Below are 12,821 nucleotides of genomic sequence, written 5' to 3'. Positions count from 1 at the left end.
GTTGGGAAAATTGCGAACAAAGTGAAATATTTGCATTGACAGATGATGTAGAAAAAATACTTTTTCCGTTCGAAAAACTAAATAAAACCGGAAGAATAGAAGCTATAAAAAGAGTTGAAGAACTAACGCTTATCAAAAAATATACACAGGAAACCAAACCTATCCATCTAGTCCCGGTTGCTGCGCAGAACGACAATTCTGATGATGAAGAACAACAGCGTCTAATGGAACAGGATATAGATGAATTATAAACGCAAAAAGAAACGCCCTATCGTTTGGTAGGGCAAAAGGAGGGATACCATGGACTATAATATAACTTACAGAGAAAAAGACGGAGGATGGCAATATATAATCAGCTATAAGGATGATAGGAAGTGGAAACAAAAGAGCAAACAGGGATTTTCATTAAAAAAAGACGCAAAGAAAGCAGCGGAAAAACGCTTAAATGAACTAAAGAAAGAAAATGAATTGACCCAAAAAGCGGATCCTGAATACAGGGGTATCACTTTTGGAAAATTTGCGGACGATCTGATTGAACATGAAAAGTTGTATAAATCAGCTAATACAATAAAAGCAAGAAAAGCGGCAATGAAAAAGTTTAGCGCAATAAAAAATATCCCATTAGTAGAATTGAAAAATGCCGACATTCAAAAATGTGTGGACAAAATGGTTTCAAGCAGATTGAAAACCTTAACTATAAAAATTCATTTAGTTTCAATAAGGTATATTCTTGGGCAAGCAGTAAAGCCGCATAGAGTTATATCTGTTTTACCAATGGAAGATATTAAGTTTCCACCAATGCAATATATCGAAGGAGAAAAAGCGTCGAAAGCACTCGAAAAGAATGAAATCTCAAAACTTCTTGAAGCACTAAAATCGAAACAGACAACCTTAAAGTATTATTATTTATGTTCTTTTGCCCTCGGTACAGGGTTGCGTCGTGGAGAATTACTGGGGCTAACTTGGGATAATATTGATTTTAGAAATAGACAGGTTAATGTGGTACGTCAATGGAAACTTTTGGATGATGGGACGGAAGGGTTTGGTACACTAAAAAAGAAAAATAGCAAAAGGATTGTTCCTATTTCAAAAAACGTCATAGATGAATTGCTTGAATATAAGACAATTTTTAATGTAATAGGAATTGACAACCGAGTTTTTCCGTTCAAAAACAATGTGGTATCAAACAGCTTTGCTAAAATATCAAAAGAGATAGGTTTTTATGTAGGGGTTCATATGCTGCGTCATACCTATGCCACAAATCTTATTGCGAACGGTGTTGATTTTAAAACTGCCGCTTCAATCTTGGGACATGATGTAGAAATGACTATGAAAGTTTACTCGCATGTTACGGACGAAATGATGCGCAAGGCTGCGGAAAAAATAGATAAAATATTTTGACGATTTTTTGACGAACAGCCCAAAAAGTGTTGATTTTAGAGGGAATAATTAAGCATAGTGAGATATGATGATATTATAACATTTTTTGGTTTGAATCAATAGTCTTGTGTTGTAATTATTTTTTGTAATAAAGCAAGGCTTGGAAAACCCCTTTATATTTATTCCTTATAACGGCGTTCCCAGATTTTTGCTTCAATCCAAAGGGAAACAAAACGAAATTTTATACAAAAGAGGAGGACATAATGAACCCTATTCTGAAAATTCATGAAAAAGATAACGTCGCCACCTGTCTAAGACCCGTAGCAACAGGAGAAGTTTTTGATTTGAAAGACCTGCAATTAATTGCAAATGAGGATATTCCTCAATTCCATAAAATAGCTTTGACTGACATTCCAGTTCACGGCCCCATTTTAAAGTATGGGCAAATCATTGGTCTTGCCACCCAAAGGATTTGCAGAGGAGACTATGTCCATGTGCATAATATTGAAAGTACCCGAGGCCGTGGCGATAGAGAGGGGGATGCTAAATGAAGCTTATGGGTTATCAACGAGAAAACGGTACCTATGGAATACGAAACCACCTTTTAATTATTCCTGCCTCTGTTTGTGCAGTAGAAGTCTCAAATCGCATTGCCCAAAAAGTTACTGGCGCTGTTTCCCTACCCCACCAACACGGCTGCTGTCAGATGGGGGCTGATTTTAGACAGACAATACGGACGCTTACGGGATTTGGCTGCAATCCCAATGTTGGGGCGGTTTTGGTGGTAGGGCTAGGCTGTGAAGGCATCCAACCGTCTCAAGTTGCCGAAGAAATTAAAAAAACAGGAAAGCCTGTAGAATTTATTACCATTCAAGCTTGCGGTGGTACAACGAAAACCGTAACACAAGGAATAATAATAGCCGAAAAATTTGCGAAAATCCTTTCTTCAGCAAACAGAGTTCCCTTCCCTATATCACACTTAACCCTTGGCATGGAATGTGGCGGCAGTGATCCTACCAGCGGTATCGTTGCAAACCCAGGTATTGGTATTGCATCGGATCGCCTCGTTTCCCTTGGTGGCAGCAGTATTTTAAGTGAAACCACAGAAGTAATCGGTGCAGAGCATATTTTAGCTGAAAGATTCCCAGATGCAGAGGAACGAGGAAAATTTTTAACTATGGTTTCTAATGTGGAAAAAAGAGCCTTGGCTGTCGGCGAAGATTTACGGGGCTCACAGCCAACTCCCGGAAATATCCAGGGTGGTCTTAGCACCATTGAAGAAAAATCATTAGGTTGTATGCATAAAGCAGGACATTCGGCTCCTTTTATGGGTGCATTGGAATATGGTCAAGCTGTTCCTCCTGCAAAGCTGGGGCTTTACTTTATGGATACACCGGGAGAAGACATTGATTCTATTACAGGCATGGTAGCTGGAGGTGCTCAGCTGATCGTTTTCACCACCGGTCGAGGAACGCCAACAGGATGCCCTATTGCTCCCGTGATTAAAATCACAGGAAATCCCCAAACTTTTCAAACCATGGAAGAAAATATAGATATTAACGGCGGTAAAGTAATCCAAGGCGAATGCACCCTTGACGACCTTGGAGAAGAGATTTTTAAAAAAATGATTTCCGTTGCAAACGGAGAACAAACAAAAGCAGAAAAATTGGGTCATAAAGAATTTGGTATCTATCGAATCGGCTTTACATTTTGATATTTTTTAAGGAGGTACTCCAATGAAATTTAAAAATCCATTGCTGGTTGTTTCTGATCTCCAAAAATCAAAACAGTTTTACAAAGAAGTATTAGGACTGAGGGTTATCATGGATTTTGGTGCAAATGTAACGCTGACAGGGGGAATTGCTTTACAAACCAAAGAAACCTGGCTTGAATTCATCCAAGCAAAAAATGAGGAAATTGTATTTGGGAATAAAGCAACGGAACTATATTTTGAAGAGAACAACTTTGATTCCTTTATACAAAAACTTAACTCTCTGTCGGATATTCATTTTGTGCACCCTATGATTGAGCATAGATGGGGACAAAGAGTGGTTCGTTTTTACGATCCTGATAAACATATTATTGAAGTTGGGGAAAATTTAAAATCCGTTTGTCTCCGGTTTTTAAATGCAGGTCTTACAAAAGCTGAAATTGCAGTGAGAATGGATATTCCTTTAAAATTAGTAGAAAAATTATTGAAGGAACCTCTAGCTTCTTTTTCAAAAACAGATTCATAAAACTCCATTTACATCCTCAATTTCATACAAGGGCGGAATATGCTTAGCACCCGCCCTTCTTATGAATTTAACTGAAAATCCTGTTTATTGATTCATTTCAAATTTCGTTCTTCCAATCGTTATAACACTAATCCATCCAGTCATTTTTTTCTTTGCTGCACAATAAATTCTTACATCTTCCACTAGATAAGATTACACGCACCTAACACTTAACCCTTATATTTTAAACACACTTTTCAAGATTTATCATTTATTTAAAAAATACTAAAATATACATTGACATATTAGTAAGGTACCTTTATAATGTGGTTACCAATAACTAATTTGCGATATTCTTAGAAAGGAGCTTCTTATGGAAGATAATTTAACATTGATGGATCAGTTTTTTCGAGTCAGTCGATTAATGCACCATCAGCATCACCAAAAAAATTGTTTCAACCAAAAAGAATCATTTCGAGGCCAAGGGCGAGTTTTAACCTTATTATATAATCACCCCGGCATACATCAAAAAGAGTTGTCAGAATTGTTGGATATTCGACCCCAGTCAATGGGCGAAGTGATTATGAAGCTGGAACGCAACGACTTCATTATTCGAACCCCCGATGAAAAAGATCGCAGAGCAATGCGTATTTTTTTAACCCCTGAGGGAAAAAAGGCGGCCAAATTTATGGACACAAACATTCGAGAGGGTGTTAAAGTTTTTGACTGCTTAAATGAAGAAGAAAAGAATCACTTGCGCCAATATCTCTCCCGCATTATAGATGAAATTGAAAAAACCACAGATACGGATAAAAACTGAACCGAAAAACCGTTATTTTAGGGCAAAATTTGTATACCTTCTGCATATTTCAATATAACAATTTGTATGTGAATCCTTAAATTGCCCTATTTAATCCAATAAAAATTTGTAGATGGAGATTGCTTATGGACATTCAAACCTATTTATTTTATATTCTAGCATTCATTGCTTTTTTTATTTCTTTTCTCAAAGACAAGAAAAAAACGAAGGCTGCTTTAAAAAAGGCCTGGAAATCTTTCGAAAATCTTCTGCCTCAATTATTAGCAGTTGTTTTGCTAATCAGCGTTTTGCTTACTGTCGTTAATACGGATGTCATATCCCAATTAATTGGCAAAAATTCAGGCTGGATTGGAGTAATTTTATCAGGGCTTGTTGGTGCAATTACGTTAATTCCGCCATTTGTCGCTTTTCCCACTGCCGCAATGTTACTTGATGCAGGTGCCGGATTCATGCAAATTGGTGCATTCATCTCCTCTCTTACCATGGTAGGTATTGTCACAATACCCATGGAGATGAATTTCTTTGGCAAAAAGCTTACTCTTTTACGAAATATGCTAGCTTTTATTTTCTCATTCTTTGTTGCTTTTATTATTAGTTTGGTGGTGGCGTCATAATGGAAAAATATTTAAAAACACTCAAAAAGTATCGTTTATTCATCTTCAATTTATCAGCTCTTGGGATACTAACTATATTTAAACCTGAGATTGGGATAAAAAGCGCAAGCCTCTCCGTTTTTCAGCTTACACAAATGCTTCTTATCATCCCTCCTATCTTTATATTACTGGGTTTACTGGATGTATGGGTTCCTCGGGAAACCATGGTGAAATATATGGGCGAAAATTCTGGAATTATGGGTATTTTCCTTGCCTTTATCATTGGGTCTTTTGCTGCAGGCCCCCTCTACGGCGCATTTCCTGTTGCAGCAGTTTTTATGAAAAAGGGCGTAAAATTTACCAATCTAATGATTTTTATTGGTGCATGGTCAACTACAAAGGTTCCTATGCTGATGTTCGAGATGACCTATATGGGGATGAAATTTGCCCTTACACGCCTTGCAATAGACATTCCCGGTATTATTTTGATTGCATTTTTGCTCAATCGTTTACTATCCAAAAAAGAAATTGAAAAAGTATATCTACAGGCAGAAAACCTTGATACTTTATAAGATACAAAAAGAGACATCCACATAAAAATGGAATGTCTCTCTTTTTATAATGAATTTATAGAAAAGATTACTTATTTTAAGTTCACCAAGTTTTTTTCATATAACTTCTGCAATGACATCATGATACCAAATTTTGCATGATACCAAGTCAATCCCCCTTGGAAATATACGGAATAAGGAGGGCGAATAGGCCCATCTGCACTTAACTCAATGGAAGAACCCTGTACAAACGCCCCTGCCGCCATAATAACATCACAATTATAACCGGGCATAGCATATGGCTCAGGTTTTACATAGCTGTCTACAGGAGCAGCAGCCTGGATTCCCTCACAAAATGCAATGACTCCTTCTGCACTTCCCAATTCCACAGCCTGAATAATATCATGGCGAGACTCTGTACCGTTTGGAATAACAGGAAAGCCTAATTTTTCATATACGTTTGCAGCAAAAATGGCGCCCTTTAACGCCCCTGCCACCACATTGGGAGAAAGAAAAAATCCTTGATATAACGAACGCATAACATCTAAGCTGGCACCAACTTCTTGTCCCAATCCCGGCGCACTTAAACGGTAAGCGCAACGATCAACGCAAGCCTGTGTGCCGCAAATATACCCGCCAATGGGAGCCAACCCGCCACCGGGGTTTTTAATCAAAGATCCTACAATCATGTCCGCACCCACGTTGGAAGGTTCCGTTTTTTCCACAAATTCACCATAACAGTTATCAACCATACAAATCACATCTGGTTTTACTTCCTTCACAAAACCAATTAATTGTCCGATTTTCTCCACCGAAAAAGTAGGGCGCATTTGGTACCCCTTGGAACGCTGAATGGTTACCACTTTTGTTTTTTCGGTAATTGCCTTACGAATATTTTCATAATCAAAAGATCCATCCTCTAATAAATCCACCTGACGGTAACTTACACCATATTCCTTTAATGAACAGGGAGATTGACGAATCCCTATCACCTCTTCCAAAGTATCATAGGGTTTTCCCGCCGGTGCAAGGAGTTCATCTCCTGGCAGCAAATTTGCAGAAAGGGCTATTGCAAGGGCATGGGTGCCACAAGTAATTTGGGGGCGAACCAAGGCTGCCTCTGTTTGGAAGCAAGCTGCATAGACCCTCTCCAAAGTATCTCTCCCTGCATCGTTATACCCATAACCGGTACTACCTGCAAAGCAAGTGGCATCTACCCGCTTTTTTTGCATTGCTCCGATCACTTTGCACTGATTATATTCTGCAATGGAATCAATGCTTTGAAACCTTTCTTTTAAATCTACCAAAACTTTCTCACAAAATTTCTCAACTTCTGGGGCAATGCCTAATACTTGGTACATACTGCTCATTTATTTCTACTCTCCTTCAATTGTTTGCGGGGAATCCTCCCCCTGTGTATTTTCATCTCTGGTAAAATCCATAAGCTCCACTCGTCCTTTTCCATCACTGGAAAAAATCATAGTGGCTTTTCCCTTTTCTCCTGTTTGGGGTAGCGTTAAACGTACATCAAGGATCTTTCCCTCTTTTAATAGCATTTGAATCATTTTATTTGTTAAATCAATTCCATAGGGAGTAAGGCTATCTTTCCATACGGTAAATTTGCAACCCGCTTTCCATTTTGAACAAAAATACGCCTTGCTATTCTCCAGCACATCCCCATCCTTACAAACAGGACACTTTCCCAAGGCCTTCCCTCTTTTTCTTGTACCTTTTTTAACTTCTTCCGGAAAAACCACATCTGTTTTTCTTCGGGCAGCATCTTCAACAAGAAAAGAAACATATCTTTTAATGCTTTCCATAAAACGCTGCTCCTCCATTTTTCCCTTTGCAATGGAGGAAAGTCCCTTTTCCCATTTTCCTGTTGTTTGGGGAGAACGCAATGCCTCTGGAACAACCTGAATCAAGCCCTTCCCCTTTTCCGTAGGAATTAACGTTTTTCCTTTTCTTGTAATATAGCCCACCGCTAACAAACGCTCAATGATCGCCGCTCGTGTTGCAGGCGTGCCTAAGCCTCCGTCTTTCATTTGCTCTTTCAGCAGTTCATCTTCAACAAACCGTCCGGCATTTTCCATAGCCGAAAGCAAACTGCTTTCTGTATAAGGCTTTGGCGGCGTTGTTTTTTTCTTTAATACCTTTGCCTCTAATGTGGGATAGATTTCTCCCTCTGCTAAGGGCGGAAGTTTTTGCTCATCGTTAGATTTTGTCTTCTTTGCCTTAACAGGGATTAGTTTGTTTTCTACCCCTTGCCACCCCTCATCCAAAACAACGGTTCCTTTGGATAAAAATCCCTCGTCCTGACAGTCTAAATAAACTTTTGTTACCTCATAACGGTAATTGGGATAAAATACGCTGATAAATCTGGCCGCTACCAAAAGAAAAACATTTTTCTCCTCCCCAGTCAAACTATTCAGATTTGGACGTACATCTGTAGGGATGATAGCATGGTGGTCTGTCACCTTTGTATTGTCGATAATACGTTTGGAAAAAGAAAGTTTTCCTTCCGTTAAAATAGGTTCCGCAAAACTATTAAAAGTTTCAGTTCCTCCTAGGCGCTTCATGGTACTTTGCACTTTTGCCTTCATATCTTCGCTTAGATATCGGCTGTCTGTTCTTGGGTAAGTAATCATCTTTCTTTTTTCATATAACCCTTGGGCAAGATCTAAGGTCTTCTTCGCAGAATACCCAAATTTTTTATTACATTCCCGTTGAAGCTCCGTTAAATCATAAAGAAGAGGTGGAAGAATTCTCTTTTCTTCCTTTTCCACCTTATTTACCAAGGCATTCTGGCCCTTTACCTTTTGGGCAATCTCTTTTGCCTTTTCTTCTTCTTCTATTTTCGTCTGCCCATCCTCATTAATCCAAAAGCCATAAAATTCTCCAAAATCTGCCTGTACTTCAAAATAATCCTTTGATACAAAAGCGTCTATTTCCCTTTGCTTTTCTACAATTAAGGCTAAAGTAGGGGTTTGTACCCGTCCGATGCTTAAAAGAACATTATAACGCAATGTATAAGCTCTGGTGGCATTCATACCAACCAGCCAATCCGCCTGGGAACGACACTTTGCCGAATGATATAGTAAATCATATTCAGAACCCTCTTTTAAAGCTGCAAATCCCTCTTTGATTGCCTGTTCTGTCATACTGGAAATCCATAGACGCTGAAAAGGCTTTTTACATTTCGTTATTTCATAAATATAACGAAAAATCAATTCCCCTTCTCGCCCACTATCCGTGGCGCACACAATGGATTCTACCTCTTTATCGTTCATCCATTTATGCAATATCTTCAGCTGGGAACGGGTAGCCTTTATTGCTTTTAGTTCCATTTTTTCCGGTAGGATAGGTAAAGAAGCAAAGCTCCATTTTTTCAACTTTTCATCGTATTCTTCCGGCTCCGCCAAAGTTACAAGATGCCCGATGGCCCATGAAATCACATATTTCTCGCCCAACAAGCACCCATCGCCTTTTTGCGTTACTCCCAGTGTTTTTCCTATGTCTCGTGCCACCGAGGGCTTCTCCGCTATTACTAAAACTCTGCCCATTTGCCCACCTCCTTTTTTGCCTTTCCAAAGTATACCACCCTTGCCCAAGAAAGGCAAACCTTTGCTTTATTGACATAAAACAAAATTTGTTTTAGAATAAAATAACTTGTGTGCAATTACATTATCACGGAGGTACTCTATGCGAACATATCAAATCATTTCCGATAGCTCTTGCGATATTGCGCCGGAATATATTGAAAAAGCGGGCTTGGGGATTGTTCCTTTTTTTGTTTCCTTTGATGGGGAAAATTATTATAAAGAAATTTACGAATTAACTCCCAACGAGTTTTACGATAGAATAAACGAAAGTTCTGTCTTTCCAAAAACATCTCAACCCACCATACAAGACTATTTAGATGTTTTTGAACCACATTTAAAAGCAGGAAAAGATATTCTTTGCCTGTGTCTAACCTCAAATTTCAGTGGTTCCTTTCAAAGTGCAGTCAATGCAAAAAATATTTTGTCTGAATCTTATCCGGAAGCACGAATCGAAGTTTTAGATTCCAGAAATGTTACAGGAATCCAAGGTTTATTGGTTTGGGAAGTCATACGAATGCGAGATGAAGGCTATACCTTAGATCAGCAATTGGAGAAAATCAACATTCTAAAGGAAACCACTAAAATAAACTTTACTGTAGATTCTTTGGAACATTTACAAAAAGGCGGAAGAATTGGCAAAGCCGCCGCTTTGGCCGGTACTATTTTAAATATCAAACCAATTATCGTTGCTCAGTATGGAGAACTCTTCCCTGAGAGTAAAGTAAGGGGCCACAAAAAAGCCCTTCGTACCATTATGGACATGACACGCCAAGAAATAGGAGATCAAAAAGAGCAGTATCGGTTACTTTTGCTTTATGCTGAAAAAGAAAGAAAACCGGCAACAGAAGAATTGGCAAATGAACTTAAGGCTGAAGGTTTTGAACTAATTAACCCGCCTTTGGCACAAGTGGGTATCACCATCGGAACCCATGCCGGCCCCACAGCAATTGGAATCTGCTATATCAAAAAACACGAGTTTGTTTGATTTTTCTCTACTTATTCTATTAAAATACATAAAAAAGCCGGTATCAATCAAAACAGATACCAGCTTTTTTTCGTTAATCTATAGCTTCTAAAAAAACTAAACCTTAATCAAAATCTTCTTCGTCTTCTTTTCACTTTACGTGAAACAGGTTGTCGGAAAGAATAACCTCTGGATGGCCTTCTTCTTCGTCCACCAAAAATACGGAAAAGGATAAAAAGGAGAACAGCTACAACAACAATGATTGCTAAACCAATTAAGCCCTTCTTAGAAAAAACAATGGAAGTAAAGTTTTTAAAGAAGTACTTTATATTACTCCAAATGGTTCCCTTGGATACTTCACGACCTGCGTAAACATTCTCTGTTAAAACTGTTTTTCCATCAACTTGATAGGTTACTGTTCCTATTTTTGCATCTTTCGCAATAGGAGCCTTTAATTTTAACACATCATCCTTGCTTTCAGCCAAATAATTTTCGTCATAAGCAATGTTCTTTGAAACTTTATCCGATGTACCTGTTGGCAGATACGTCAAAACATCTTGATTAAATACAACATCAAGGGTATCCCCTTCTAAACGATTATGCTTGGTTAAAGGGACTGCTTCCACAACATCAGCTGTCTTACCCAATTCAACCTTTTCATATTGATTAAAACCAAATTCAAACAAACTTTTTGCATCCTGCCAACGTCCCGGATCAGGAGAATCGAAAATAATGGAAATTAAAGTTTCTCCATCCTTTTCAGCTGCTGCCGATACACAATCCCCTGCTTCATCCGTAAAACCGGTTTTGATACCTGAAGCATAGCTATAATTATATTCATTATCAGTAATCAAAAGGTTATGGCTTCTCCATACATAATCTTGCGTTTTCATACTCTCGCTTTGGGCAAACATATTATCAGCACCATTGCCTGAGAAGCTTTTTTCATTTGCAATCTCTGCTAACGTGCTATTTTCTAGATATGCACGGGCAAATAATGCCATGTCATAGGCGCAGCTATAATGGTTTTCATTGTGATACCCGTGAGCATTGGTAAAATGTGTATTTACTGCACCTAATTCCTTTGCCTTTTCATTCATAAGTCCGGCAAAAATTTCCTGACTTTCCGAAAAGGTTAGGTTATCATTGTTTTTCACTTTTTTTGCAACGGCTGCCGCCAAAACATTGGCTGAATCATTTCCAGAAGGAATAATTAACCCACGAATCAAATTTTTAACGGTGATCGTCTCTCCCACAATATGTCCAGCCTTGCTGGAATCAAGAGACACCTCATTTATTTCGCTACCAACGGTAATTAATTCATCAGGTTTAAAATAATCCATGGTCACAAGAGCTGTTATCATTTTTGTCATACTTGCCGGATACATTTTATCTTTTGCATTTTTTTCGAAAAGTATTGTCCCTGTTGACTTTTCAACCAATATTGCCGTTTTTGCAGAAACATCGGGTGCGTTATCTGCCTGAATAAAAGCTGCTTGCAATAGAGGTGTTTCCTCCCCCTCAGTGGTCACAAGGGGTTGGGCATCCTGTGCTGTATTCTCTGTGTTTTCTGCTCCCGCTGTATTTTCAGGTAAGGGTTCTTCATCCTTGCCACATCCAGCAACTCCCAAAGATAAGGTCATCGCTAGTAATAAGACGATTTTTTTGCAAAATTGCTTTTTCATTCCGCTTATCCTTCCTTTTTCTTTTCAAAATAGTTTTTCGTACATTGCATTTCTTTGTCACTTTAATATATTTTTCTCATTCAAATAATTTAAAATATCCGTCATTGCCATATCAAAGTCAGCCTTGGATAAATCTACCCACAAGCCATCAACCTGTCGTCGAAACCAAGTGAGCTGACGCTTTGCAAAATGCCGGGTACCTTTTTTCAATGCATCCACAGCCTCTTCCAAAGAACCCTTCCCCTCAAAATAAGGAATAAACTCCTTGTAGCCTAACCCCTGCATGGACACCAAATCAGGGGAGTATCCCCTATCCAAAAGACCTTTCACTTCCGCCAATAAGCCTTGCTCCATCATCAAATCCACCCTATATTCAATGCGCTGATATAACCTTTCCCGCTCCATGGTTAAAATGATAACTGCGGCATTGTATGGGCTTTCCTTTTGCTTTTGCTCTGCATTATGTGAGGAAAACTTTTCGCCCGTTAAAAAGTGATATTCTAAGGCACGGGCAACACGTTTTACATTGTTTGCGTGAATGGTCTGGGCATATTCAGGATCAACCTCTTTCAACCTGGCAAACAAACTCTCCGCTCCCTCATTTTCCGCCTGGGCATAGCAAGCTTGGCGAAAAGATGTATCATTTTCCGTTTCCGTAAAATCATTATCATACAGCAAGGCATTAATATAAAATCCCGTACCTCCAACCAAAATAGGAATTTTCCCATTTTCCCAAATTTGTTTCATATACGCCTTTGCTTTTTGCTGAAAGATCATAACATTATATTCTTCATCAGGATATAGCTCGTCCACCAAATAATGGGGTATTCCCTGCTTTTCTTCTTCTGTCACCTTGGCAGTACCAATATCCATAAAGCGGTACACCTGCATAGAATCAGCGGAGATTACTTCACCGTTAATCCTTTTTGCCAGTTCAATGGACAGAGCTGTTTTTCCACATGCAGTGGGCCCTCCAATAATTACAAAAGGTTTTTTCATCCTACCACCCT

12 protein-coding genes and 1 pseudogene are annotated in these 12,821 nt (G+C 38.7%); 8 read left to right on the top strand and 5 right to left on the bottom strand.

All coding sequences use genetic code 11. The features are described from left to right. The 6 genes and pseudogenes from P9Q65_RS01440 to P9Q65_RS01415 form a co-directional block, all read left to right on the top strand. Nucleotides 1–251 (top strand): annotated as a pseudogene (locus P9Q65_RS01440) (hypothetical protein); the annotation flags it as partial. 49 nt (nt 252–300) lie between these two features. Continuing rightward, nucleotides 301–1,401, top strand: coding sequence for a tyrosine-type recombinase/integrase (locus P9Q65_RS01435; protein ID WP_304507302.1), 1,101 nt, complete (start codon nt 301–303; stop codon nt 1,399–1,401). A 242-nt stretch (nt 1,402–1,643) separates the two neighbouring features. Beyond that, nucleotides 1,644–1,931, top strand: a complete 288-nt coding sequence (locus P9Q65_RS01430) for a UxaA family hydrolase (protein WP_304507301.1) — start codon at nt 1,644–1,646, stop codon at nt 1,929–1,931. Continuing rightward, entirely contained in the window at nt 1,928–3,094 is a 1,167-nt protein-coding gene (locus tag P9Q65_RS01425) for a UxaA family hydrolase (RefSeq protein ID WP_304507300.1), read from the top strand. The genes P9Q65_RS01430 and P9Q65_RS01425 overlap by 4 nt, the downstream gene beginning before the upstream one ends. A gap of 22 nt (nt 3,095–3,116) precedes the next feature. Then, nucleotides 3,117–3,617 carry a VOC family protein gene (locus P9Q65_RS01420; protein ID WP_304507299.1) on the top strand — a complete coding sequence of 167 codons (501 nt, stop codon included), beginning with the start codon at nt 3,117–3,119 and terminating at the stop codon, nt 3,615–3,617. Nucleotides 3,618–3,969: 352 nt separating this feature from the next. Continuing rightward, nucleotides 3,970–4,416: a MarR family winged helix-turn-helix transcriptional regulator gene (locus P9Q65_RS01415; RefSeq protein ID WP_304507298.1), complete on the top strand. Its 447-nt coding sequence runs from the start codon at nt 3,970–3,972 to the stop codon at nt 4,414–4,416. A 253-nt stretch (nt 4,417–4,669) separates the two neighbouring features. On the opposite strand, the gene P9Q65_RS13235 is transcribed toward P9Q65_RS01415, so the two are convergent. Then, on the bottom strand, nt 4,670–4,945 hold the full coding sequence (locus P9Q65_RS13235) for a hypothetical protein (RefSeq protein WP_330695114.1): 276 nt from the start codon (nt 4,943–4,945) through the stop codon (nt 4,670–4,672). Nucleotides 4,946–5,029: 84 nt separating this feature from the next. Between P9Q65_RS13235 and P9Q65_RS01405 the strand changes: the two genes are divergently transcribed. Next, nucleotides 5,030–5,581 (top strand): permease, encoded by a 552-nt coding sequence (locus P9Q65_RS01405; RefSeq protein ID WP_304507296.1) that lies wholly within the window; start codon nt 5,030–5,032, stop codon nt 5,579–5,581. Nucleotides 5,582–5,652: 71 nt separating this feature from the next. On the opposite strand, the gene P9Q65_RS01400 is transcribed toward P9Q65_RS01405, so the two are convergent. After that, entirely contained in the window at nt 5,653–6,930 is a 1,278-nt protein-coding gene (locus P9Q65_RS01400; protein ID WP_304507295.1) for a methionine gamma-lyase family protein, read from the bottom strand. 6 nt (nt 6,931–6,936) lie between these two features. Continuing rightward, entirely contained in the window at nt 6,937–9,123 is a 2,187-nt protein-coding gene (locus tag P9Q65_RS01395) for a DNA topoisomerase III (RefSeq protein ID WP_304507294.1), read from the bottom strand. Between the two features lie 139 nt (nt 9,124–9,262). Between P9Q65_RS01395 and P9Q65_RS01390 the strand changes: the two genes are divergently transcribed. Then, nucleotides 9,263–10,147, top strand: a complete 885-nt coding sequence (locus P9Q65_RS01390) for a DegV family protein (protein WP_304507293.1) — start codon at nt 9,263–9,265, stop codon at nt 10,145–10,147. A gap of 107 nt (nt 10,148–10,254) precedes the next feature. Here P9Q65_RS01390 and P9Q65_RS01385 read toward each other — a convergent pair whose 3' ends face one another. Then, nucleotides 10,255–11,811, bottom strand: coding sequence for a D-alanyl-D-alanine carboxypeptidase family protein (locus tag P9Q65_RS01385; RefSeq protein ID WP_304507292.1), 1,557 nt, complete (start codon nt 11,809–11,811; stop codon nt 10,255–10,257). Between the two features lie 57 nt (nt 11,812–11,868). Further along, nucleotides 11,869–12,810, bottom strand: coding sequence for a tRNA (adenosine(37)-N6)-dimethylallyltransferase MiaA (gene miaA, locus P9Q65_RS01380; protein ID WP_304507291.1), 942 nt, complete (start codon nt 12,808–12,810; stop codon nt 11,869–11,871). Nucleotides 12,811–12,821: the final 11 nt, after the last annotated feature.

The sequence above is a fragment of the Anaerotignum sp. genome, from assembly GCF_030625865.1.
Taxonomy (GTDB): Bacteria; Bacillota; Clostridia; order Lachnospirales; family Anaerotignaceae; genus Chakrabartyella.
This window is presented reverse-complemented; position numbering and strand designations above follow the sequence as displayed.

Coding starts and splice junctions, on each gene's coding strand:
- P9Q65_RS01390 (WP_304507293.1), top strand. CDS start 9,263: ATGCGAACATATCAAATCATTTCCGATAGCTCTTGCGATATTGCGCCG.
- miaA (WP_304507291.1), bottom strand. CDS start 12,810: ATGAAAAAACCTTTTGTAATTATTGGAGGGCCCACTGCATGTGGAAAA.
- P9Q65_RS01435 (WP_304507302.1), top strand. CDS start 301: ATGGACTATAATATAACTTACAGAGAAAAAGACGGAGGATGGCAATAT.
- P9Q65_RS01430 (WP_304507301.1), top strand. CDS start 1,644: ATGAACCCTATTCTGAAAATTCATGAAAAAGATAACGTCGCCACCTGT.
- P9Q65_RS01420 (WP_304507299.1), top strand. CDS start 3,117: ATGAAATTTAAAAATCCATTGCTGGTTGTTTCTGATCTCCAAAAATCA.
- P9Q65_RS01425 (WP_304507300.1), top strand. CDS start 1,928: ATGAAGCTTATGGGTTATCAACGAGAAAACGGTACCTATGGAATACGA.
- P9Q65_RS01395 (WP_304507294.1), bottom strand. CDS start 9,123: ATGGGCAGAGTTTTAGTAATAGCGGAGAAGCCCTCGGTGGCACGAGAC.
- P9Q65_RS01400 (WP_304507295.1), bottom strand. CDS start 6,930: ATGAGCAGTATGTACCAAGTATTAGGCATTGCCCCAGAAGTTGAGAAA.
- P9Q65_RS01385 (WP_304507292.1), bottom strand. CDS start 11,811: ATGAAAAAGCAATTTTGCAAAAAAATCGTCTTATTACTAGCGATGACC.
- P9Q65_RS01415 (WP_304507298.1), top strand. CDS start 3,970: ATGGAAGATAATTTAACATTGATGGATCAGTTTTTTCGAGTCAGTCGA.
- P9Q65_RS01405 (WP_304507296.1), top strand. CDS start 5,030: ATGGAAAAATATTTAAAAACACTCAAAAAGTATCGTTTATTCATCTTC.